This is a genomic window from Fibrobacter sp. UWB12 (assembly GCF_900142485.1).
Classification (GTDB): Bacteria; Fibrobacterota; Fibrobacteria; order Fibrobacterales; family Fibrobacteraceae; genus Fibrobacter.
Window position 1 is genome coordinate 1 of sequence record NZ_FRAZ01000006.1, and the last position, 23,090, is coordinate 23,090.

Below are 23,090 nucleotides of genomic sequence, written 5' to 3' on the forward strand. Positions count from 1 at the left end.
CGCGACTCTCGCCTCTTGATTAATTTGACTTCCAAGAAATTTTCTTGGGCCGTCACTAAGCACATCTCCGATTCCTTCAATCTTCCCGAAAGTCTCGCGGGCTTTCGTGTTTCCCTTCGTTCTCGGCTTTCGTTTCTTCGTTTCGGCCTCGTCTCTCAGGAACGGCGCCAATTATAGAATTTTACGATGACTTTGCAAGGGGTAAAAGTGAAAAAATTTCACTTTTTTTCACTTTTTTCGGAAAAAACGGGATGTGCGCCGCGGCACGACAGATTATTCACATTCTGTAAACAGAAATCTTTTTGCCGGGGAAAGGAGGTGCCCGCTCGGTGGCGGGCATGACAGGCTTCAGAATTGCTCATAACGGCGGCATCACAACAAAGTGCGGGCATGACAGGCACAAGGATAGCTCATAGCAGCGCCCCCGCAACAAATGCGGGGATGACAAGTTCGACGACCGCCCCGTTTTGCGTCAAAGCACCTAGCAATTTTCCAAAACACTACGGCGTTTCACAAAAAGCTCCTCGCGGAGTGCGAGGAGTCTCAAATCTATTCGATTACTTTATTTAACATCGCAGCCGGCGCTCGGATTTTGCCAGCCGTTTTCCGGAGGAGCCTCGCCCGCCTTCCAGCAATGGAGCGTGTCGAGTACATCGCCTTCCTTGAAAGTGGACCAGTCAGTCACCTTCTTGAAGTTGTTTTCCAAAGAGGTGTTGTATCGAGTCATGTAATGATCGATCAAATACTGCGGGCATTCCACTTCTTCGATGTAGTAAGTCGGATTGTCCGCAGCCATGTACCAATCAGCAAACCAGTGACAACCACGCAAAAGATTCGGGAGGCCGGCGTTACCGAAAGCGGCATCGCACATATCCTTAACACACGTCTGGTAACATTCCAAGGAGCCTTCGGTGCCACAGTTTGTATTTTTCTGGCATTCGGTCAGGAATCCACCAAAGCCCGCGCCCCAGTTAAAGTCGCTGCCCTTGTTCACCTGAGTAGAGAGTGCGTCAAAGGCGCCCACGCCACCACCCGGAACCATCAAGTCGAACTGGCCTGCCGGAAGATTTGCATTGCCACCCGCCACATCGTGACCAATATTAGAGGCCATCACCACCAAGTGTTTACCCTTAAGTGCCTTATGGGTCGCCTTGGGCGGGTTGTTCTCGAACTCGTCCTTAAAGTGACCGTCGTACTGCAAGTGATAGCACTTGCCGCACTTGCTGTCGCCAGTGCCAGCAACGTATGCATAGGCAAGAGTGTCGTTCACAGCGATCGGCGCCATGTCGGTGCAAGTGAACACTCCCTTTTCCTTTTCGTCGCCGCAAGCACTTCTAGTGCCTTCGTAACCGAACCAAGACTTCGTTACGTTGCCCAAAGTAAAGGTAGGAACTTCAACATCGTGAATGTTGCAGTTACGCGCAGTGGCAAGGTCGGCAAGATACGCCTCATTGGAAGAAGTGTCTGCACGAGTCACATCGTTAGCGCTTTCCCTAAGCCAGGAGCAATGCGGCTTGCAGGCATCCCAGTAACGAGTATTCCAGCCACGCTTCGCCGTAGCGCTAATGTCCTTGGTATATTCGGCCGAAGGCGGACCGTAAGATTCAAGAGTCGGGAATCCACTTGCATCTAGCTGAGGTTCATTACTGCTAGAACTTTCCGCTGCAGAAGAAGTCGGATTAGCGCTAGATGTCGGATTGACAGAAGAGCTCGACTGCGACGGCCCACCATTGCTAGAACTCGTCGCCGAATTAGGCGGAACAACCACAGAGGAACTCGAGTTAGAGGCACTGGATCCCGGCGCCACAGAAGAGCTTGATCCCAAATCGCCACTTCCATCTACACTAGAGCTGCTTACAAACCAATCGACACTCGATGAAGAAGCCGCAACAGACGGAGTAAGCGGAGATGGAGAATCATCAGAGCAGGCATTAAACATTGCACAAGCGCCCGCAGCCAATATAGAACTCAATAAAATTTTTTTCATAATCATCCTTTAAATACCTCGTCTAAAATTAGATTTAATCATTCCCAAAAGGCACAAAAAAAGGTTTTTAAAAGCGTTTTTGTGAGTAGTCCATAAAAAAACGTCCCGGAAATAGCACTTCCGGGGCGTTTTCAATTGCAATTTTGCGATCGTTTAGATTTTCTTCACCACAAACATGTGGCCAGGAGCCTTTGCAGGATCCAGCTTCACGTAGTTCTTGTTTCCACGCCAGACATAGCTTTCATCCGTCACGATATCCTTCAAGAAGAAGAACGAATCGTTTTCCAGCCCAAGCTTTGCCATGTCGAGTTCCACGATACCTTCTTGCACATGATCCATATCCATGTTGCACACGCAAAGAATCACGTCATTGCCAGACTTCTTGGAATAAACCATCAGCTGGTCGTTCTGAGCATAATGGAATTCGAGGTTATCGTATTCCTGCAATGCGGCGTGTTCCTGACGAGCAACGTTCAGACGACGAACAAAGTCTTGAATACCCGGGCCAGACCAGTTGTGAACTTTGTACTGATACTTTTCGCTATCGGCAAGTTCTTCCTTGATGGGGCTTGGGATGTTTTCGCAGAGTTCGTATCCGTTGTACATACCCGTGAGGCTCGAAAGCGTTGCCGCCAGGAAGTAACGTTGTTTGAACGCATTTGCACCTTTGTATGCAAGATACTTCGGGAAAATATCCGGCGTCGTCGGAAAGAAGATACCGCGCATGTATTCCTTAGCGTTGGACTGCGTGAGTTCCTTCAGATACTGTTCGAATTCCCACTTGGCAGAGCGCCATGCGAAATACGTGTAGCTCATGTCAAAGCCGGACTTTGCCAAGCGATGCATCATCTTCGGGCGGGTGAACGCTTCAGCGAGGAACACAAGTTCCGGGCGCTTTTCCTTAACATCTGCAATCAACCATTCCCAGAACGGGAACGGCTTGGTATGCGGATTGTCGATACGGAAAATTTCAATTCCCTTGTCCGCCCAGAACAAAATAATGTTCTCGATTTCCTTCCAGAGTTCCTTGTAGTTCTCGTTGTAGTAATCGAACGGATAAATGTCCTCGTACTTCTTAGGCGGGTTTTCAGCGAACTTGATGCTGCCATCCGGTTCGTGATAGAACCATTCCGGGTGAGACTTCACATACGGATGGTCCGGGCTGCAGTTGAGCGCGATATCGAGCGCAAGGCGAAGTCCCTTGGCACGAGCGGCTTTTGCAAAATGTTCAAAATCCTTCATGGTCCCGAGTTCCGGGTCCACGTCATAATGACCGCCGTTCTTGTTACCGACAGCGTACGGGCATCCCGGTTCGAGCGGATTGCCCTTTTTGTCGACCTTGGCGTGGAGCGCGTTGTTTGCGCCCTTGCGGTTGGTGACGCCAATCGGGTGAATCGGAACAAGATAAACCGTATCGAAACCAAGACCCGCAATGTAGTCGAGTTGCTTTTCGCAATCCTTCCAAGTCGCAGACTTCTTCGGGTCCGTGCCCTGGCTCTTCGGCCACATTTCATACCACGTACCCACGCGGCTGTAGGTCGGGTCCACGCGGAGTTTCATCACCGGACTTTCTGTCGGAACATCCTTCGGTTCCTTGGTCCAAGCGCAAATCTTATATTCGTAATAGCCGATATTTCCGACCGTGAACGTACCTTCCCAAAGGTCGTTATCAACAAAATGCATCGGAGCCTGTTCCCATTTTTTCTTGGAAACATGACGGTAAAAAATTGCAGCATCGTACTTTTCGTGACTGTGGCGGAAAATGTCGGCCTGCAAAGTCACGGTATCACCGGGTTCACGCTTGAGCATGAAGCGACCGCCCTCGATGTTCGGGCGGATATTTTCAATAACGAGATTTTCTTTTAGAGTTGGAATAGTTGCCATAATGACTAGAATTTAGCAAACTACTTAATTCTAATCAACTGCACATCCTTGATCCAAATCGTTCTTTCGACCTTGCCCAGATTCAAATCTAGACGGGCATACGGATCTGTTTCCGCAGGAGAAAATTCTATTTCAAATGACTTGCCCGAAGTCGAAACCTTGACGTGTTCCTGGAACCCATTCGTTTCACCATTGTAAATGGAATTACCCAAGCGAGCCGTCATCTCGCCTTCGACATCAGACCAAATGGTGAATATAAATTTGTACGTAGCACCAGCCACCACGGGAATGTTTTCGTGCAGCAGTTGCACGCTGTACGAGAAGTTTCCACCTTTAGTGACGTGCACACGCATGACGTTAGAGTTCTTTTCTTTTACGATAGAGGTATCGGCAACGCCATTGAATTGCGTATGGAAAACCCAGTCATTACCACCCTCTTTAAAGTCACCATTTGTAACAAAGTTCTTGTTCAAGGGCTCAACAATTTCCGCCCAGATATCATCTACAAAGCCGTCATATTCAGCACCATTAGCCGCCGTGTACTTGAAGCGCAGGCATTGGAAACTCGGCAAGAAACGATCATTCAGAGCATTCCAGAGTTTTTCATTTTCCGTCTTGCTAAAATGAATAACTCCATCCTCACCAATCTTTGCAGAAGCAAAATCAAGACCATCAACAAAGCGGTGTACGCGGAAAGCAACAGACAAATTCACTGCAGAATCTTGAATATCAATTTGCGCCTGGTTATACAGCAATTCAAACAACTGGATGTTGTTCATCTCGTAGACAAACGGAATTTCCTTGCCACCCTGGCGGATTCGCCCGTAAATGGAATTGACACCACTTTTTTTGCCCACTTGGAAGCTGACTCCAATTTCTTTCAGGAGCCCACCGTTCTTCAAATTGATATTGTAGAAAGCGTCCTTGACATAAGCTCCATCCGTAAACGAAATGGGGAGCACCGCAGCCGGGTCATCTTCGTACGGCCAAATTTGTTGCCCCTTATCCACATCGACAGACGTGCCCTTGTCATAGAACGTACAATAAGACTTCACTTCGCTCAAGGTCAAATCGAACGTATCGATAACGACCTTTTCATCTTCGGCAGCGACCTTGGAAAGCACCACCGGCTTCGCATCCGAATAGTCAATCGAGAATTCGGCGGTAAGTCCGATATTGCTGATTTCAGGATTCCCAATTTCAATACCGGCTGTAGTGTCGGATTCAGAACACCCAGCAAAACACAGTGCCATAAGCACAGAACCGATTATTGAAATCAAAGAACGCATCATACTCCTCGTGTTAGAGGGTACAGTTGAATGTTGATTTGCACAACTTCCTCTGCTTCACCCGCTTTAGCAGAGAAATCTAGTAGTTCTTTGCGCATCAATTGCAAATGTTTTTTCAAATTGGGGAAATCTTCGCGTTTTATGCTAAAAGTCAGGGCAGAAACGTCCCTTTGCGGGCCCGGAAGCGCTGAAAGCATGTCCGCCGAGAGCTTCAACATCTGGAGATGGTACATCTTGACCATCATGTCCTGAACTTCGTCGTCTGTAGTAATCAACGGGTCGCGCTGGCGGAAACCATTGGCAGTCTTCACCAAAAGACCAACCTCCACCAGCAACTTGAGCGATTCGGTCACCTGGGCAGGCGTAATAAGGCCACCGAGGCGTTTAGAAATCCAGTCGGGAATCGGGCGAAAATCCTTGAGCGCCACCATTTCAAGAATTGCGGAGTGGTGCCATTCGCGGAAAATACGGAACTGCGCCTTGTCCATCTTGTGCAGCTTGGAACGCGGGCTCGCTTTCAGAAGTTGAGCGTAATAGACCTGCTTATCCGCATCCGTCTGAGCCTGGTTGAAGAAAACGAGACTTTCAAAATATGCGGCACGCTGGCCATCCAAGCCGAGGCCGTGGATGAGCTTTACCACCGTGTTCTTTGTAATGTTTCGCTTTCCGTCAATGGTGAGCTTGAGATGGGCATGGCTCGAAAGCCCGGCCTTCTCCGCGAAGAAACGGAGGCTGAACGCCGGAACCGTCTTCTTCTTGTACTCATAGTAGTCCCGCAAATACACACGGTAGTTCGTGTATTGCAGAACATCAGGTTCAACTATGTGATTTTCTCCTGTTTCCATATTCTAAAAAATAGAAGTGTTTCGAACGAAAATCAAAGAATAAAAACTCATTCTCGTTTACTGAGGTAACCAATGGGGGAAGAGTCCCCCTGATTTCAGCCTTGCCCTTGTGTCACCCTGAGCGAAGTGCAAAGCACGAAGTCGAACGGGTCTAGGGCAAGTCTTCCATCACCCCTTCGCCTAAGGGCTCCCGCCCCTAAAACCCCGAACGCAAACGCTTTAGCAGAAATCTTTCGCAAGAAGCGAAAAACGCAAATGATCCTCGAAATGCCCGTGGATTCGTTCGTATTCGCGGCAGAGACCTTCCTCTTGAAAACCTGCTCGGCGGGCAACCGCAGCACTCTTCGGATTACGGACCGAAGATGTCAGTTCGAGACGATTCAGCCCCATCGCAAAAGCTTCACTCGATGCCAAAATCAAAGTTTCGGTCGCAAGGCCGCGACCACAAAATTTTTGACCGAGCCAGTAACTTACAGTGGCCGAGCGATTTTTCCACTGCACCCAGCCAAGCATAATGCAACCTGCGATTTTTCCACGCGAATCATTCGAACCCGCACCCTCAGGAATCTTTTCGAAAATACCCCAGCAGGCGCCATTCGCCATCTGCGCCTGCATGTCCCAGGCATCGATTTTCGCAGAAACATCTTCGGGAGTGCGACATTCCTCTGCAGGCCACGGCAAGTGCTCCGACAAGAACTCGCGAGATTCGTCAATAAGTTCGAACAGCGGCTGCACGTCTGCTTCGCCAAGCGGTCGCAACACAACACGTTCGCCTTCAACTTCTTGCAACGAAAATTCGTAAGGTTCGTCGTCTAAAAAATCGCTCATTATGACCTTTTGCAAAAAACAATCATCCCTAAGAGTACATAATTACAACGTCATTCCGAGCCATTCATGGCGAAGAATCCAGTTATATCGAGAAATTATGGATGGGGTTCCGTGTATGGCGACCCCGCAACGGAGTGCGGGGTGACAGCAGAAAAAACGAAAAACCCGATAGCGAACTATCGGGTTTTTCAGTGCGGATGAAAGGACTTGAACCTTCATGCCCTCGCGAGCACTAGAACCTGAATCTAGCGTGTCTACCAATTCCACCACATCCGCGTGGTGCACCAAATTTTGAAAAAAAACACCCTTTTGTCAAGGGGCGGGGCCATTATCCGCGCCTTTTCTTTCGCATTATCTACGGAATGGCTTCGCGGATCCAATCCATGCGCTTGTCTTTCCAATACGACCAGTCATGCTCGCCCTCCTGGTCGAACCGGAGTTCGCAGTCCACCTGGACTGCCTTGCAGAATTCTTCTATCCACGAAACCGATTCATTTGACGGATAAAGCCTATCCTTACCGCCCTGCAAAAAGCGGAAGCGTCCCGAATTCATCCGATGTTCGTTTACGCGAGCAACAGCCGAAGCCTCCCCCAGCATCTTGCCGAACGAACTCATCAGCAGACGATTTTCCACACGGCGCTTTCCCTGTATGGAATAGAAAAGCACACCTAATGCACCGTCCGAAACACCCACCAGCGAAACGCTCTCCACCGGCGCTTTTCTGCGGGCGGCAATAGAATCGAGTGCAGCATCCACCACATCAATCATGCTCTGCGTGACCCAATGTTTTTCACGACAGGCAGACACGCTTACCACAATTTTTTCTGGATATAGATTTGCAAAATCATTACCGGCCACAAGGCCTTTCTCACAATTCGAGCTTCCCATGCCACCATGGAACCATACAACCACAGACGACTTGGCCGCATTCGCGCGTTTTTTCACTTGCGAAGCATTTTTGTGGGCAGTCTTCGATTTCGCTTTAACAGCATTCGGCCACCAGATTCCCGTTGGACTTTGAACGCCCGATGCACCCACCGGAACCAAAAGAGTATCCGGCGCATTAGAGGCAAGTGCATTAGGTGCAGCAAAAGCCTGCGCACCAACAAGCATCAACGTGAACAACACCGGAAGAGCTAAACTTAAATGCATCATTCCACGTCGCTAGACTGTTCCTGTTCCACAACTTGGCGCGGCTTGTACACAATTCCAACGACAACGAGCACAAGGCCAAACATAAACATCAAACCGACAAGTCCAACACCCATAAAGCACCAATAAAAATGATAGCCGTCCATCAAGAATTCCCAGCTAAGTTCTCCTTCAGTCGATATCATGGACTTGACGATATACTTGTCACCCACTTTTACAGCGCGGACTTCCATAGGAACATCGCTTGCGTTCATCGCAGAGAAATCGTACCACTCCGCCATCTCGTCCAAGATTTCATCGTTTACATAAAGAACGAACGTACACTTTGTATCGCCGTTAAGCTGGAAAAAGATTTTATCGAAAAACGGGATATTCGAGCCACCGAACAAGCTCGGCACCGCCGCATAGCTCACCTTACCATAAAAGACATGCTCTGCAAGGAATCCCAGTTCTTCGGACATTCCGTATTCATACGAGCCGTCCGTCATTTCATAAGCAGAAAATTCTTTTGTAATTGTTCTTGCAAGCGGGTAAATGTACCAAGAAATCCAACTAGCCAGAAAAATAAACAACAACCCAAAATTAATAAAGGCTACTTTACGGACACGGAAAAAAGACATTTCAATTCCTTACTGTTTAGACTTGAATATGAAGAAGAATGTTGCAAGCAAAAGAACTAGCGACAAGAAGTAGAACGCAAGCGGAATCTTTCCCGAAAGCGAAATTTCTTTCACGTTTTCCATTTGAAAAAAGTGGAGCAATTCGTCACTTGCACTGAGCGTTTTTTCGTTATCGAACTGGTTCCAGGCACTATACAAATCGATATTTTTTTGGAGCAGCAATTCTACACGCCTATTTATCGACGCAGGCAATTCCAACTGGCCTTCGGGCAACACGGCATACCCCGCCCTCGCAGAGTCAAGTTTACGCATAAGCGGCAAATCAACGCCCGCCGAATTCATTTCTATCAGGCGGTAAACTTTTTCTAGTTCATCGAACCAGGCAGAACGTTCCGAAAGGTAGCGACGCAAACAAGAAACTTTCGCAAGCACACTCGACTTAAAATTGTCAACCGATGCCTTTGACGGAGCAGAAAAACCATTCTGTTCAAGTTTCCGGATTCCGCCCTCAAACGAGAGAGCCACCTCGCGAAGCGTCATTATCTGCGCAAGGACCACCGCAGAATCGACCCCGTAACCGCTCCGGACATGTTCCATGGAGCGCATCAGGCTCGCATCGGCAAACTGATAATCGCAAAGCGACTTGACATACTGGGAATAAACGGCAACCTGCGGTTTCTGCGAAACATAGAATAACGCCGTGAGGCAAATCGTAAGCACAACGACAAGCCAAATCCAGGGTGTTTGGATTTTCATGTGCAAAGTTTCTGCAATTATTTTTTTTGTTTGCTCGTTCACATCTAGAAATTACTTTTTTTCTACTTTACGAACAATGAAGCTCCGTCAATTAATCGCATTTTCTGCACTTTTATGCTATTTCGCCGGCTGTACAGTCGAGCGGGCTGAAGAACAAATACTCGCAAGACACGTAAACGGTGTCAAAAAGACCTCCATTTGGGTTTACCCGGACGGAACAGTCCTTAAACGCAACGAATGGTACAACGACGGCATCAAGGAATTCGAAATTCCATACAAGGATGGCGTACCGCACGGCGAATTCAAGCGCTGGACGGGTTTTGGCGATATTGCCATGACCGGCAACTACAACAAAGGGCAGCAAGACGGCAAGTGGACCGTTTACTACCAGAACAAGAAAGTCGAAGCAGTCCAGTATTACAAGGAAGACCACCCCGTAGGCGACTGGGAAGGCTATCACCACAATGGTGTAAAGGCTTTTGAAGAACATTACGACGACAAAGGCAACCCCACTGGAGTATGGAAAAAGTGGCACGACAACGGAATCCTCGCCGAAGAAAACAGCAACTGTTACGATGCGAAGAGAAACTTTATTCATGACGGGGAAAACGAACCGAATCCGGGATACATCAAACGCTATGGTCGTGACTGCAGAATTGTGGAATACTACGAATGCGAAGGCGAAGAGAAATCAGGCATTTACAAGCGGTATTACGAATCGTATGGAGAACCCGATTCCACTGGCGAAAGTTGCAACAAAGCCCAAATCAAGGAAGAAGGATTCGCAGACAGCGACATCCTTTTCGACCCGCACACAACCTACAGGGCAGACGGTTCCCTCATCAAAAAAATCAAGTCGGATTATTTCAAGGGGCGTGAAAAAATACAGTGGTTCGACGAAAACAACAACGTTGTACGGGAAAGCAATTTTATTACGGAAGAAACAGACGGACCTGTAGAAAGCTCCGGCATTTCCTACGGAACTTGTGCCAACTCTTCCACGCTGTTCTGCGCCGAGACTTCGTTTGTCCGTTCTTCTTGGCCCAGCGGGACACTCGACACTTGCACCTTAAGCTACAAGGATGCGTTCAAACAAAGCATCGGCAAGTTTCCGGTATCGTTACGCTACATCAAGGCAGGACACGTTCTTTTGTACGAAGAATTCTGGGCGTACGACGATCCACCGACAAGCTATGGAGATCCAGCTCTTCGCATAAGCCGCAGTTTCTATCCCGACAGCTTGGGCGGTAAAATGGCAAGCGAAGGCTTTTGGCAAAGATCTCCTGACGGCAAATCCAAACGCCACGGCATCTGGCGCAACTGGTACCCGAGCGGAATTCTTCGCGACAGCCTCACTTATGTAAACGGGGAGCGCGTCGGCGAGCAGTTCAGCTACGACAGCACCGGAAAGCTCACAATACATAAAACAGAGAATGGTAAAAACCGCCCTGTCATCATGCATTTGCTAGGAAATTAGAAACTTAAATAGATTGCCGCGCTTCGCTCGCAATGACGTTTTTCTAAGATCTAAGTTTTAAATTCTCATCTTATAACGCTCGAGACTTCTATGGACTGCGTGGAGCCTTTGAAATTCCAGGAGACTTTGACTTTCACCTGTTTTGCATAAACATGTGACGTCGTTTCGAACGGAGACACATTTTGCGATGCGTTATTTGACGTTGCCGAAACAGTCACTTGCGAGGAATACGTCACTGTAGCAGAATCGCGAAGGCCTCGGGCCCACTTGCGGTCAATGGTATGGACATCAAAAGTCGTATCGTCCAGCGCTTTCGACGGGATAGATTCCATGCCTACAGATTTTAAAGAATCCAAAACTTGCTGGGCAACTTCAACAGCGCCATCGCGGCCGCGAATACGCAACAAAACATCACGGTTTCCACCGCGAAAGTCCTGTATTGCCATATACAATCCAACGACCGCAACAGCGACCAGGATTGCAGCAATACCGAAGCTTTTCTTATGTTTGAAGAGTTTCGCCATAGTCAACCTACAATTTCATCCAAACGCCACCCGTTCTCCACCAAGGAACGATCACATTGTTGTTTTTTTCTTTTTGGGCACGAGCAAAAACCAAGTCATCCCCATACTGCATGCACAAATAGCCTTCCGTGGGAGCCGCCGAAATGCCCATACGCGGTACAAACATCGCGCCATCACCCCAATTGGTTCCAAATTCATCCAAGTCTATTGCATCATTGTCGCAACTAAATCTTGCCGGCGATTCGAGATTATACACATCGTACAATGCAGGTGGACGATCGACATTACAAGAGCCATCAATAGGTTCAAAAACTTGAAGTTCCTGTTCAGTACTGTTAGACACTTTCACGCAAAGGCGCTTTGACATACGGCTTGATTCGTTAGCAACACGTTCCAAGAACGCCGTCACATTCACGGCGTTATCCTTCATACGGCTATTAATCACGGCACCTCTCAAGCCCGCAACTCCCATTGTAGTCAAAATACCCATTATTGCCACAACGACAACAACTTCTACTAGGGTAAAGCCGCTCTTTTTAGAACTGTGATTCAACATACAAAAATCTCCACGGTGGACCGCTCAAAAAGTTAACAATAAAAGTATTCTTTTTTTCGCCTTGGTCCAATTTATAATATACATTAACGCGCTCGCAAAAGTAAACATTTGTAAACAGAAAATATTTTTTCCGTAAAAATGTGATAAAATCCATGTTAATTTGTGTAATCATGTAAATAAACCTACTCAAATTTGCTATATTCTGCACGCACAACCTGCCCAGGTGGTGGAATGGTAGACACTGGGGACTTAAAATCCCTTGGGGGCAACTCCGTGCGGGTTCAAGTCCCGCCCCGGGCATTGTTTTTGTGCTTCACTTCGCAGAAGGGAGGTAGATCATGATTGAATTCTATCCAAACAGCATATATTATCCGCGCGAAGCGGTCGATGAAAAGCTTGCCAAAGGCGAGCTCGAAAAGACCAAAAAGTACTTGATCGGCTGGACTGAACGCCACCGCGACGAAATTTGGGAATGTGCCCGCGAAGATGCCGAACAGCCTTCTGACGAAATCCTCCTCGACAACCTCCGAGCCCTCCTTCTTTGCAAGGGTTCCCTGCAACCGGCCGCCGAAATGGGCGCCATGATTCGCGAAATCACGAAGGAAGTCTGGTACCAGAACGAAAACGGTCCGAAAGACCCGGACATGATCGCTGTGGACTGGCAGACGAAGTACTTAACCAAGTGGCGCGAAGCCCGCATGTTCGAAGCTTTTGTGCTCATCGAAAAGAACGCAAAGCAGCTCGTCGATATTCTCAGAGCGTAATAACAATACGGGCCATGGGCGTACCCGCCTACGGCTCACTTTGAGTTACAAGCATTTTCGCCCCGGACTAAAAGTCTGGGGTATTTTTTTGTTCCCAAAAGGCGCGAATAGCGACAAAAAAGGCGGTCGCAACATGCGATACCGCCTCGTAAATGGATAGAAAGACTTATTACAATTCTAGATTATTTAGTCATCCAAAATGATAATTCTCATTCTGTCCGGGTAGCTGGAATCAAGGAGTGCTCCCTGCACACGGATGGGAAACACCTTCATTTCAGGCCGTTTATATTTTCTCTTTTTCAATTCTAATTTCGTCATTTTTCAACCGCTTTATTTCACAAACTTCTTTCCGTAGTAAGCTCCACGAGCCTTCTTTCCGTTGCCCACGATACGGCCCTTAAGGTCGTAAGTATGCGGCATAAAGTTCACACGGTACGGAGTCGTGCGGACATTGTGCTGCCCGATAACGGTCGTATGCTCTTCTTCGGTTTCTTCATCGTCGATAATCACGATGCGCATAGACGCCGGGAGTTCGTCAATAGAGCTTGTCGTAGCCGTCTTGGCGATGGCACCGTTAGCACGGACAGCCGAAGCGGAAGGTTTCTTGACAAGGTAAGCACGCATCGGGTTAACCCATGCTCCTGCGGCAGCCCTGACAAAATCACCCACTTCTACGCCGGCTTTTTTGTCTGCGTTGCCGGCAAATCCGTAAATGCTACCCAGTTCAGGATTGCCTTCTTCCCATTTCTTATAAGTCAAGCTTCCGCGGAATTCCCATTCCGAAGACTTGTTCGTACCATTGTCAACTGCATCCCTCGTGACTTCGAGCGTCACAGAGCCTTTGATATCGAACTTATCGCCATCCATCAAAACGATATACGGCGTGTAAGCGTTCAATGTCACATGTTCAGACGATGTGTTTTCCCAGACGACATGCATGCCGACAGCCTTTTGACCGTCTTCCACCACAATTTTGCTGAATGCAAGGACTTGCTTTAGACCCTTGATTTGGCTCGTGCTTACGCTGAACGGCAAGACGATGGTAGAACGAGATTCTTTCGTAAAGCTACGTTCGAACTTAACCGAATCGACCGTAATTTCTTCGTCAATATTCACAGTTCCGTCTTCACCATAATTAGCATCGATGGCTGCAATCGAATGTCCATCCTCATCCTTGAAAATTCCGACTGAGGCGAAATCTGCAGTCCTTTCGAGGATAGCAAAGTGCTTTTCAATATCACCCCTATAATTACCCATGCCGGTGATTTTCACATAAGGCGCGGTCGAAGATTTTTCCACATTTTCAAAACATTCCACGGTGTAGTCCGTCTTGACTTTAAGCGTCTTTTTGCCATCCTTCACGACAACATCGGGGCAAACAGGATTACCCGTGTAAGCCTGAATAGCAATGTCATCGACAACGATATCCTCACTGGTAATCCACTTTAGAGGGGTAAGCATCTTGCCACTGAGTGAAGATCCATAAAAATTAATGGGTACAGGCTCATCATAAATATTGCCATCTTCATCCTTAAAAGCTTTACCTTTGGCAATATCAATGGCCATGGAGGGGCTAGAAGCTGCTATACGGAGTTCCTCTGCGGTAATATGATCATCGGTGGAATTCCAACCTAAAGTGACTGACCATCCTTCCATTAGTGATGCATCTACGGAGCCTCCATTTACCACTAAATCATAAGCATAGATTCGACCTACGTTTATATTACCGCCATTGATTGTAGCCCCATCACCATCTGCTACAATTTCATCAAAAGTGAAATTACCACCATAGATGCACAAATTCTCATAAATCCCAAGTTTTTTTGCATTGAACGAACCCGTGCCACGCGATTGCGTATGAATATAAAGAGCATCGAAATACATGTTTTGCGCTTCAACATTGAGTTTGGCGCCGTCAGCAAGGATAAGGTGAACATCATCACTGAATGAGAGAGTCTTTAAAGCTTCACTTGAGAAGGTCACTTCGCCTTGCACAACATACCATCCACCGGTAAATCTTAAATAATGATTTTCATCAGGTTCACCGATATCGCTTGTAAGCAAGAAATATTCAGTCACTTTCTGCGTCTTGCCATCTTCATCGACATATTCAACAGGCTTCATATCATCCCATATTGCATAGGCTGTTGTATGGCCAGAAATAGGAGCGGACCAGTCAAATACCTTGGAGCCTTCTTTCGTAGCAGCCCATCCAACGAATGTTGTACCTACACGGGTCGGATCTTCGGGCTTTGTAACGTGCGCTTCGCCATTTTCGTCAAAGGATGCAATAGTCTCTTTGGGCTGGAGGCCATCCTGATTATCAATGTACACGATATAGCATGGCACTATAGGTTTATCCTTAAAGGCGTTGTCAAATTCATAACGATGACAAATTTTGCCATTTTCTTCCTTAAAGGTCTTGCCATCTGCAATAGAAAAACGATCCGCAGAACCTAAGGTATAACGGTCTTTTGCACTGCGCCAATCCAAGATAACATCATAAACCTTGAGTGTATATTCAGGTTCTTCTGCATCGGTATTAGAGGAAATATTCACGATACCGCTGTTAATATAAATTCTTCCGGGATAATATTCGGTTTTTACAGCAGGGCGACCAGCTGCATGGCCATTTCTTACGGTTACGATTCCACCGTTAAAGGTCACTTCTTTATGGGCGAGAATTGTACTGTTTGTTTCTGACGAATCATAGGCCGTTAGCTTACCCGTGCCAAGCGTCTGAGCATAAAACGTCAAGTTCCCTGAAGATTGGATTACGGTCTTATCATATGCAATGGCTTTCAGTTCTGCGCCATCCGCAAGGATGATATGCGCATCCCCATTGAACGAGAGCGTGTAATCCTCAACATAAACGTCTACGCTATCGTAGAAAGTATTATGCACCACATACCAAGCGCCCGGGAGGTTGACGACGCCTTCTTCTTCGTTGGCTTTGATAAGGTCGCTTGTGAGCACGGTATAACTATTTAGAGATTGAGATTGACCATTTTCGTCAATATATTCAAGCCTGTCTTTGTTCCATTGGGCAAAGAGGGTCATATTTTCAGTGACAGGGATATTGAAAAAATATCCCCTTGTGCCATCTTCAGTGGTGGACCAGCGATAAAACTTGGATCCGTTGCGGGTTGGAGCCGGCGGCTCAGCAATGTTGGCATAGCCTTGTTCGTTGAAGGTCGCTGCAGCAACCACAGGTTCCGTGCCGTTCAGCGCTTGGAATGTAACCGCATAGCACGGCTTAAGTGTCTTGCCGTTAAGCGAGCTTAAATATTCATCTTTTTCCCATAGCGCATCATATACGGTTTCCGTCGAATAGACTTTACCGGTATAGGCTTTGCCGTCTTCATCTCCAAAGGCTTTGCCTTCGGCTATTTGAACAAAACTCCCCGGTTGATGACCACCAGCCACGATAAACATTCCAACTTTGATGGAATCAGTTTTTTTACGCCAATCCAAAGTGATTGAACCAGACTCAACTCTACCAACATTGTAAGAACCACCGTTAAATATAACACGACCTTTACTAGCAAACAATTGACCACCTACTTTCACGGAAATTCCGTTTATAATAAGATCTTTATTCCTTCCTGCACCTATATCACCTTGTACGTATTCATAGCTACCCTTCTGACTATAAACATTCAATTTTCCAGAGCCATTCTTCTGACCATAAATATTCAAGTTTCCTTGGCTTTTTATACCGAAGAGAATATCCTTTTCATACTCCACAACGTTAAATTCGGCATTATCCGCAATGATAAGGTTAACATCCTCGTCCCCAAAGTCAATTTGGCCCTCAAAAGTTACACGATCGCTCACTACATACCAGCCACCCGGCAATTTCGTTGACTCCTTAATGTTCGGTAAAAGTGTATCGAGGATGACATAATCCTCAACACTTCGCTCGACTCCGTTTTCGTCCATGTAGAAGAAAGGAGTCTTTGCGGGCACAAGTGTTTTGTCTAGGATGCTATAAATATTGTCAACAGATAATTGGCCGCTGTAAAATTTGCCGTTTTCATCCTTGACGTATAAATCATTCTTTATGGTGAAGGTGTTTGCATGAATTACATTGCGCACTCTAAAAGAATCTGTGGGATTTTTCCAACCAAGCGTAATCGATGTTGCGTCAAGTTCTTCTACATCGACATTACCACCATGAAATTCAAAATTTTGAACATCTATGCGTACATTATCTTTATGACTATCGTTTTTAGGATTATTATAATCCGTTGTGACGTGACCGCCATAAATAGCTATAGAGACATTAGATGCTGTAGTAGGGTCAATACCATTTTTGACATTTAATACACCCGTACCTAAAATGGGTTTATAGTAGCTAGTTGATCCTACGAAAATGGATATAGAAGGAACATCTGAAAGTCCTAAATCTTTTTTATAATATAATTTGTTGCAGTTTAAATAAGCTCCATCCATTAAAATAATCTTGATACTACCCTCGAACCCGATATTCTTATCACCCAGATCTACGGTGTCATATACCACATAAATACCGTTATTCTGCATAAGCGTCATATGGTCAATGTCTTTTGAGAGATAATTAAAAAGAGATACGGGCTCCCTTTCTCCGTTTTCGTCAATATAAAAGATATATCCCCACGAGGTTGCCGCCATAAGCAGGGTAAAGATGAGCACAAGCCCCAAACGGAGCGAACGGAATGGATGTAATAGATAACTGGTCATAGTATTTTGTACCGTTTTTGTTGAATAAATTTTTACAAAGTACAATGCTAAAAAAATTACGGAACCAGTCCAATAGCCCAAACGGGTTATATTTTCGTAGTACTTTTATAAGAAAGCATTAGTTTGCGTGGAAACGGATAGGAATCCAGATTTCGAGTTTGCCCTGCTTACTCGGCGGAAGGCGCCAGAAATATTCGACATGCTTTAGGAGCTTCACTTTAAACACATCGTTATCGGAACTCGTAAACATGATTTGCGGATCCATAAAGCGTCCAAGGCTATCGAGCGTGAGGTGCAACCCGAGGAATACATCATCATCGGATTTGATGAACCTTCCACCTTTGCGAGCCACACGTATTTTCTTGAAATATTCCGAAGATAGGTAATGCAGGCCAGCAGCACGCCCTTCCAAGAACAAGGCAAGTTTGTTCAAGTCACGCCCTGCCGAATTTTCTATCACATAAATTTCGTCAATAGAAGGCATTTCAACGCGCCCCACAAACGCATCTTCGACGACTTCCTCTTCTTCTTCGGCATCTACGATAGGTTCGTACTGAGGGATGCTGTAAACAAAATACAGCACTGCAACAAAGACGAGCAAAAAGGCAAGCAACGGAGCGTTACGTTTCAGCATATTCCTACTCTATGGACTTGATGCAAAGTTGCACCGTCTTACTGTTGTTGTAATAATTCCAAATAGGCTCAAACACAACCGTTATCGGTCGAGAACGCCCAAGCAAAGCCTTGCTCTTGCGGAGTCCAAAAGCAATTGCCGGGAACACCGCACTCCCCGCCTGCGAAATTTCCATCTGCAAATGCCCTCCGCGGAGTTCACGCACACGATGTACGGTAACGCCTTCGGCACGGAATGCAGGGTATGGGAAGTTTCCGCCAAACGGTTCTAGCAAATCAATATATTCAAGAATCGAACGTTCACGAATCGGGTAACGCCCTGTCGGCACACGCGTTTCTACAGTCAGTTCACGGAGTGCAATCTTGATATCGAACGGGTACGATTCGTCGGTATTGACGATTTCTCCTGTGTAACCCTGCTCTTTTGCTGACTGCAACAGGCGCCCACGCAATTTTTCAATTTTCCCGGCTTCGAGCGAAAAGCCCGCGGCATTCGCATGCCCGCCCCAGCGGTCAAAAAGCTCGCGACTTTCGAATAGCGCCTTGTGCCAGTTGAATCCAGGAACGGCACGAGCGCTCGCATGCGCCATGCCATCGATAATCGAAAGCACCGCTGAGGGCCTGTGGAATTCCTGAGCAAGTTTTGCAGCCACAATGCCAATCACGCCCACATGCCAGTTTTCACCTGCAACAACAATCACGGTCGGGATGGTTTCGCCATAAAGAGCCTTGACTTGTTCCATCGCCATTTCGGTGATTTCGGCCTCTTTGTCCTTACGACGCTTATTCCATTCCTTCAGTTCCGCAAGGAGCTGCGAAGCCTCGCTCTTGTTTTCGCACAAAAGAAGTTTAAGGGCCGGGTCCGGGCGTTCCATACGTCCCGGGGCATTCAAAAGCGGAGCCAATTTGTACATCACGTCAATGCCACCCACACAGCTATGGGGTTTCATGAGAGACGAGTACATTTCTTGCACTCCAGGCCAGCGGCTATTCTTTAAATATTCAAGCCCAGACCGCGTAAAATAGCGGTTTTCAGGCGTCATCTGCACAAGGTCCGCAAGTGTACCAAGTGCCACCAAGTCCAAGTATTCCACCGGATTCGGGAGCCCAAGGCGGCTGTACAAGGCACAAATAAATTTATACGAAACACCGACACCGCAAAGTTCCGGGTTCGGGTAATCGTCGCCTTCCTGGTGCGGGTCCAAAAGCACATCGCTTACCGGAAGTCCATCGCCCGAAGGCTGGTGGTGGTCCATCACAAGGACTGCCATACCTAGCTCTTTGGCATGAGCGATTTCCAAATTCGCAGTAATGCCCGTATCCACTGTAATCAAGCTGCGGGCACCCGCCTCGTACATTTCATCAACGGCAGAAACCGAGAGTCCGTAGCCATCGCCAAAGCGGTTCGGCAGTCTCCATTCCGATTCAATGCCGACCGTCTTTAGGCAGCGCGTCAAAAGCGTTACCGAGGTCATGCCATCCAAATCGTAGTCGCCAAAAATGAACACACGTTCGCCACGTTCGCGAACGCCCAAAATCCATTCCACCGCCTTGTCCATCCCCATCATGAGGAACGGATCGTGCACATCGTTTTCGCTGCAGCAAAGCATGTGGTAAGCATCGGACACCGTCCTTATACCACGCGATACAAGGAATCGCGCAACTGCATGCGGGATTTTCAACGTGGAGGACAATGTGGAGGCGACAAGATCTTCCATTACTTGTAGCCTTCAAAAAGTTTCATCGCGAGGTTCTGGAGGCACATCACGGCCGCCATTCGCCTTGAGGCGATTCTCGACATGGTCTCCTGAACACACACGAGCGCAAGTTCCAAGGCCGAAGCCCCCACCTGCGGGAAGCGTTCAAGATTCACGCGACCAGTAGCATCCGGAATACGGAGCGGAGCGCCCGATTGTTTACGCAGCAAATCCGAAATCAAGAACGAAAGGACTTCCAAGAATCGGTTCACGACAGCCGGGTCTTCAAGCTCGGCATCTTCGAGTTCAAAGAACAAGTCCGTGTAATCCTGCGAAAGCGACTTTTCAATAAAATCAACTGCAAGCGAGCACCAAGCCTTTGCATGCTCGGCGTAGTAAAGCGCCATGCCAGGCGACCCTACGGCAAGCCCGATTACATCGTCGGTCAAAGTCGATTCGTCAAATTCTTCACCGCCCACGCGAACCGCCTCAGCGCGAACTTCTTCGTCGGTAAGGGGTGGCAAGTGGAGCGCCAAGCAGCGCGACCGGATGGTCTGCAAAAGCTTTTCGCGAGAAGATGTCGTTAAAATGAAATACGTGTTCGGCGGAACTTCTTCGAGCGTCTTGAGGAACGCGTTTGCAGCAGAATCGTTCATGCGATCGGCCTCGGCAATAATCACCACGCGCACGCGGTCGCCCTTCATCGCAAAGGAAGCGGTCATCGTACGGATGAGTTCCACCGAAATCACGGCGCCCGCACTGAAAATATCGACACGGTACGGGTTCTTTGCAATTTCTTCGATGTAGGCCTGCTTAAAATCCTGAATGGTCTTTGCGGAACTCCCGGCAGAGACATCGGCCGCATTGCGGGCACTAGCCTCTTTCGCTTCCATCGGCACGACCCAGTTGTCGGTCACGCCGGTATCGGTCGCCATCTTGCAGCCAAAGCAATTGCCGCAGGGGCGAACGCTCGGGTTCGTGCACTGCAATGCCTGGGCAATTTCCATCGCCAAAGCCTTTTTGCCAATCCCCACAGGACCGTCAATCAGAATCGACTGCGGGAAGCGGTTCTCACGCAACGCCGCCATAAGACGAATGCGGATTCGTTCCTGGGAGGCGGGGCCATTCAAGCGATATTCGATCATTTTTGTTTCAACCATTGCAACGGGTCCACGGTTTGCGTCCCTTCGCTTACTTGAAAGTACAATTTAATTCCATTTAACGAAGCAATATCGCCCACTTCTCCAATTTCTTCGCATTTCTTGACACTTTTGCCCTCTTGGACGTGGATTGCTTTCATGTGACCGTACACCGTGTACGTTCCATCTTCGTGTTCAATGATAACTGAAGGTCCGCGACCATCAATTTCGGCAACCATCGCAACAGTTCCCGCTGCGGCAGCACGAATGCGTCCACCCCGTTTACCTCGGATTTCGACACCCAAGTTACGCGTCATGATGTGGAGCACCGGATGTTCCTGTAGGCCATATTCGCTGATAATCGGGCCATCGAGAGGCATGCACTTCGGGCCCTTGAACGGAGAAACCTGAATGGTCTTTTTCGCCGCTTCGGCCTGACGAGCCTTTTCTTCCTCGCGTTTCTTATCCGCTTCGCGCTTTTTCTCGGCCGCCTTTTCCTTTTTCTTGAGGGCAGCAAGGCGGGCCGCCTCGGCTTTTTTCGCTTCTTCGATTTCGCGCTTGCGGCGCTGTTCAAGCTTTTTGAGGAGCGCAAGCATGGTCTTCTGGTTGCGTTCGAATTCCTTGAGCGCCATGCGCTGCACTGCCTTGTCGTGTTTCAGGGAGTTCAGCATGCGCGCCTGACCGTTCATCTGCGCCACAAGACCTCGTTCCTCGACCGCCTTGCGGGAGCGGAGTCTCGAAAGTTCAGCCAAGTGTTTCTCTTGCGCCTGCTGCTTCTGCGTACGTTCGGCAACTAGCTTTCGGAGCGTTTCCACGTCCTCGCGGTCGCGGTTCAGCAAATGGTGCACCCAGTAAACTTCGCGTTCCGGGTTACCGTTCTTGGTCAGAAGATTAAAAAGAATTTCGGCATCATTGCTACGGCCATATACATACAAATTACGGATACGTTTTCGCATGGCCCGCTTACGCGCCTTGATTTTCATGTCAAGCGAATCGATATCCATCACAAGTTGCTTCACGGCCCCTTGCAACATATCTTCATTGCGGGTCAGTTCCGAAAGGTAAGACCTTGTGCGGTTCAGGTTCTGGTCCAAAAGTGAAATCGTGTTCAAGACACCTTTCTCTTCGGTTTCAAGGACGGCAAGTTCCTCACGTTTCTTTGCAAGGTCCACTTCCAGCTTTCTGAGCGCGTTCTTTTGTTCGTCAATCTGCGTATCTGTCCGTTTTAAAGGCGCACCCCAAACAGTAGCGGGCACAAAGGCCATAACGGCAAAGGCTAAAAACACCAACAGAAACAACCGAGATATACGGCGCATTATTCCTGCTCACCTTTCTTTTCGAACAAGAAACTTCGCACCGTGCGGAAACTAAAGTAACCCGCAAGAGCTGTTTCAAGGAGTACCGTAAAGAGTACTACGATTCCAAAATACGAGACTCCGGTTGCCACAATCGGGAACATTTTCACCACGGACTTGATTACAAGCCCAAGCAGCAACACGGCAACGCCGCTCCCGATAAATCCCTGCATCGCCCCTTCCAGTACAAACGGGAATTCAATGAACAAGTAACTGCCGCCGGCATATTTCATGTTCTCGACCAAGAGCTTGCGGGACATGAGCGAAAGACGCACCGAATTGCAAATAATGAGCGAGAGCGTAATGAGCAAAAGGATACTGATGCAAATCGGCCAGAAAATCATCTTGAACTTCCACGATGCTATTCGCGAAGCCCATTTTACCGGAGCCTGCACCTCTTCAAAAACAGTCTCCTCTGCAATTGCATGTCGCACTTCGGAAAGGTCCAGCGGATTACGAGCCTCATCGCTCAGCGATACACGGAAAAATGCTGGAATCGGGTTCCCTTCGACAAGATCCAGCATATCCGATGAAAAATGACGGCGAAAATCCGAAAGCGCAGAATCCGCACTCACAAACGAGACCGACTCTACATGGCGAAAATGCTCAAGCCTCGTCTGGATTGCCGGAATGGAATCCTCGGGAACATTCTCGTTCAAGAACGCTTCAATGACGTACAACGATTTTTCGACAGAGAGAAGCTTAAACGAAACTCCCAACGCCGCAAAAGATGACGCCAACAGAAGCGAGCACAGAAAAATTGTCAAAAGAGACGGGAGAATCACCGTGCGGTGCTGCTTCCATCCTCGAAAAGATTCCGATATTAAGTAACCTAATTGTCCGAACACGTCTGGAATATAA

At 47.9% G+C, this 23,090-nt stretch carries 19 protein-coding genes and 2 tRNA genes; 3 read left to right on the top strand and 18 right to left on the bottom strand.

Annotated features, from left to right (window positions below; genetic code table 11):
* Window positions 1-562 precede the first annotated feature (562 nt).
* The 9 genes from BUA34_RS09950 to BUA34_RS09990 form a co-directional block, all read right to left on the bottom strand.
* A complete protein-coding gene (locus BUA34_RS09950) occupies window positions 563-1,987 on the bottom strand; it encodes a glycosyl hydrolase family 5 (protein WP_254794418.1) in 1,425 nt (474 codons plus the stop codon).
* Between the two features lie 153 nt (window positions 1,988-2,140).
* On the bottom strand, window positions 2,141-3,871 hold the full coding sequence (locus tag BUA34_RS09955; protein WP_072829105.1) for an alpha-1,4-glucan--maltose-1-phosphate maltosyltransferase: 1,731 nt from the start codon (window positions 3,869-3,871) through the stop codon (window positions 2,141-2,143).
* Window positions 3,872-3,891: 20 nt separating this feature from the next.
* Complete coding sequence (locus tag BUA34_RS09960) at window positions 3,892-5,163, bottom strand: carbohydrate binding domain-containing protein (protein ID WP_254794419.1); 1,272 nt, start codon at window positions 5,161-5,163, stop codon at window positions 3,892-3,894.
* Window positions 5,160-6,005 carry a TIGR02147 family protein gene (locus BUA34_RS09965; RefSeq protein ID WP_072829116.1) on the bottom strand — a complete coding sequence of 282 codons (846 nt, stop codon included), beginning with the start codon at window positions 6,003-6,005 and terminating at the stop codon, window positions 5,160-5,162. Before BUA34_RS09965 ends, BUA34_RS09960 begins: the two co-directional genes overlap by 4 nt.
* 219 nt (window positions 6,006-6,224) lie before the next feature.
* Window positions 6,225-6,833, bottom strand: coding sequence for a GNAT family N-acetyltransferase (locus BUA34_RS09970; protein WP_072829122.1), 609 nt, complete (start codon window positions 6,831-6,833; stop codon window positions 6,225-6,227).
* 192 nt (window positions 6,834-7,025) lie between these two features.
* Window positions 7,026-7,109, bottom strand: a tRNA-Leu gene (locus tag BUA34_RS09975).
* Window positions 7,110-7,188: 79 nt separating this feature from the next.
* Window positions 7,189-7,989, bottom strand: a complete 801-nt coding sequence (locus tag BUA34_RS09980; protein WP_254794420.1) for an alpha/beta hydrolase — start codon at window positions 7,987-7,989, stop codon at window positions 7,189-7,191.
* On the bottom strand, window positions 7,986-8,606 hold the full coding sequence (locus tag BUA34_RS09985) for a hypothetical protein (RefSeq protein ID WP_072829127.1): 621 nt from the start codon (window positions 8,604-8,606) through the stop codon (window positions 7,986-7,988). The genes BUA34_RS09980 and BUA34_RS09985 overlap by 4 nt, the downstream gene beginning before the upstream one ends.
* Window positions 8,607-8,615: 9 nt before the next feature.
* Entirely contained in the window at window positions 8,616-9,362 is a 747-nt protein-coding gene (locus tag BUA34_RS09990) for a hypothetical protein (protein ID WP_072829133.1), read from the bottom strand.
* 76 nt (window positions 9,363-9,438) lie between these two features.
* Between BUA34_RS09990 and BUA34_RS09995 the strand changes: the two genes are divergently transcribed.
* Window positions 9,439-10,839 (top strand): toxin-antitoxin system YwqK family antitoxin, encoded by a 1,401-nt coding sequence (locus BUA34_RS09995; protein ID WP_254794421.1) that lies wholly within the window; start codon window positions 9,439-9,441, stop codon window positions 10,837-10,839.
* 65 nt (window positions 10,840-10,904) lie between these two features.
* Here the strand turns inward: BUA34_RS09995 and BUA34_RS10000 are convergent, their stop codons facing one another.
* Complete coding sequence (locus BUA34_RS10000) at window positions 10,905-11,363, bottom strand: hypothetical protein (RefSeq protein WP_072829141.1); 459 nt, start codon at window positions 11,361-11,363, stop codon at window positions 10,905-10,907.
* A 7-nt stretch (window positions 11,364-11,370) separates the two neighbouring features.
* Window positions 11,371-11,919 carry a prepilin-type N-terminal cleavage/methylation domain-containing protein gene (locus BUA34_RS10005; protein ID WP_072829144.1) on the bottom strand — a complete coding sequence of 183 codons (549 nt, stop codon included), beginning with the start codon at window positions 11,917-11,919 and terminating at the stop codon, window positions 11,371-11,373.
* Between the two features lie 217 nt (window positions 11,920-12,136).
* On the opposite strand from BUA34_RS10005, the gene BUA34_RS10010 reads away from it, so the two are divergent.
* Both BUA34_RS10010 and BUA34_RS10015 read left to right on the top strand, forming a co-directional pair.
* A tRNA-Leu gene (locus BUA34_RS10010) sits at window positions 12,137-12,219 on the top strand.
* A 38-nt stretch (window positions 12,220-12,257) separates the two neighbouring features.
* Window positions 12,258-12,683, top strand: a complete 426-nt coding sequence (locus BUA34_RS10015) for a hypothetical protein (RefSeq protein ID WP_072829148.1) — start codon at window positions 12,258-12,260, stop codon at window positions 12,681-12,683.
* Window positions 12,684-12,869: 186 nt separating this feature from the next.
* Here BUA34_RS10015 and BUA34_RS16185 read toward each other — a convergent pair whose 3' ends face one another.
* The 7 genes from BUA34_RS16185 to BUA34_RS10045 form a co-directional block, all read right to left on the bottom strand.
* Entirely contained in the window at window positions 12,870-13,001 is a 132-nt protein-coding gene (locus BUA34_RS16185; RefSeq protein ID WP_256375024.1) for a hypothetical protein, read from the bottom strand.
* Window positions 13,002-13,013: 12 nt separating this feature from the next.
* Entirely contained in the window at window positions 13,014-17,228 is a 4,215-nt protein-coding gene (locus tag BUA34_RS10020; protein WP_175545448.1) for an InlB B-repeat-containing protein, read from the bottom strand.
* Between the two features lie 295 nt (window positions 17,229-17,523).
* Window positions 17,524-18,039, bottom strand: a complete 516-nt coding sequence (locus BUA34_RS10025) for a hypothetical protein (RefSeq protein ID WP_072829157.1) — start codon at window positions 18,037-18,039, stop codon at window positions 17,524-17,526.
* Window positions 18,040-18,043: 4 nt separating this feature from the next.
* Window positions 18,044-19,756: a single-stranded-DNA-specific exonuclease RecJ gene (gene recJ / locus BUA34_RS10030; RefSeq protein ID WP_072829162.1), complete on the bottom strand. Its 1,713-nt coding sequence runs from the start codon at window positions 19,754-19,756 to the stop codon at window positions 18,044-18,046.
* The gene (locus tag BUA34_RS10035) at window positions 19,756-20,895 is read right to left on the bottom strand and encodes a DNA polymerase III subunit (RefSeq protein WP_254794422.1); all 1,140 of its coding nucleotides are present in this window, start codon (window positions 20,893-20,895) and stop codon (window positions 19,756-19,758) included. The genes recJ and BUA34_RS10035 overlap by 1 nt, the downstream gene beginning before the upstream one ends.
* Window positions 20,877-22,190: a murein hydrolase activator EnvC family protein gene (locus BUA34_RS10040; RefSeq protein ID WP_072829165.1), complete on the bottom strand. Its 1,314-nt coding sequence runs from the start codon at window positions 22,188-22,190 to the stop codon at window positions 20,877-20,879. Before BUA34_RS10040 ends, BUA34_RS10035 begins: the two co-directional genes overlap by 19 nt.
* Complete coding sequence (locus BUA34_RS10045) at window positions 22,190-23,077, bottom strand: cell division protein FtsX (RefSeq protein WP_072829168.1); 888 nt, start codon at window positions 23,075-23,077, stop codon at window positions 22,190-22,192. The genes BUA34_RS10040 and BUA34_RS10045 overlap by 1 nt, the downstream gene beginning before the upstream one ends.
* Window positions 23,078-23,090 lie beyond the last annotated feature (13 nt).

Coding starts and splice junctions, on each gene's coding strand:
- BUA34_RS09950 (WP_254794418.1), bottom strand. CDS start 1,987: ATGAAAAAAATTTTATTGAGTTCTATATTGGCTGCGGGCGCTTGTGCA.
- BUA34_RS09955 (WP_072829105.1), bottom strand. CDS start 3,871: ATGGCAACTATTCCAACTCTAAAAGAAAATCTCGTTATTGAAAATATC.
- BUA34_RS09960 (WP_254794419.1), bottom strand. CDS start 5,163: ATGATGCGTTCTTTGATTTCAATAATCGGTTCTGTGCTTATGGCACTG.
- BUA34_RS09965 (WP_072829116.1), bottom strand. CDS start 6,005: ATGGAAACAGGAGAAAATCACATAGTTGAACCTGATGTTCTGCAATAC.
- BUA34_RS09970 (WP_072829122.1), bottom strand. CDS start 6,833: ATGAGCGATTTTTTAGACGACGAACCTTACGAATTTTCGTTGCAAGAA.
- BUA34_RS09980 (WP_254794420.1), bottom strand. CDS start 7,989: ATGATGCATTTAAGTTTAGCTCTTCCGGTGTTGTTCACGTTGATGCTT.
- BUA34_RS09985 (WP_072829127.1), bottom strand. CDS start 8,606: ATGTCTTTTTTCCGTGTCCGTAAAGTAGCCTTTATTAATTTTGGGTTG.
- BUA34_RS09990 (WP_072829133.1), bottom strand. CDS start 9,362: ATGAAAATCCAAACACCCTGGATTTGGCTTGTCGTTGTGCTTACGATT.
- BUA34_RS09995 (WP_254794421.1), top strand. CDS start 9,439: ATGAAGCTCCGTCAATTAATCGCATTTTCTGCACTTTTATGCTATTTC.
- BUA34_RS10000 (WP_072829141.1), bottom strand. CDS start 11,363: ATGGCGAAACTCTTCAAACATAAGAAAAGCTTCGGTATTGCTGCAATC.
- BUA34_RS10005 (WP_072829144.1), bottom strand. CDS start 11,919: ATGTTGAATCACAGTTCTAAAAAGAGCGGCTTTACCCTAGTAGAAGTT.
- BUA34_RS10015 (WP_072829148.1), top strand. CDS start 12,258: ATGATTGAATTCTATCCAAACAGCATATATTATCCGCGCGAAGCGGTC.
- BUA34_RS16185 (WP_256375024.1), bottom strand. CDS start 13,001: ATGACGAAATTAGAATTGAAAAAGAGAAAATATAAACGGCCTGAAATG.
- BUA34_RS10020 (WP_175545448.1), bottom strand. CDS start 17,228: ATGCAGAATAACGGTATTTATGTGGTATATGACACCGTAGATCTGGGT.
- BUA34_RS10025 (WP_072829157.1), bottom strand. CDS start 18,039: ATGCTGAAACGTAACGCTCCGTTGCTTGCCTTTTTGCTCGTCTTTGTT.
- recJ (WP_072829162.1), bottom strand. CDS start 19,756: ATGGAAGATCTTGTCGCCTCCACATTGTCCTCCACGTTGAAAATCCCG.
- BUA34_RS10035 (WP_254794422.1), bottom strand. CDS start 20,895: ATGGTTGAAACAAAAATGATCGAATATCGCTTGAATGGCCCCGCCTCC.
- BUA34_RS10040 (WP_072829165.1), bottom strand. CDS start 22,190: ATGCGCCGTATATCTCGGTTGTTTCTGTTGGTGTTTTTAGCCTTTGCC.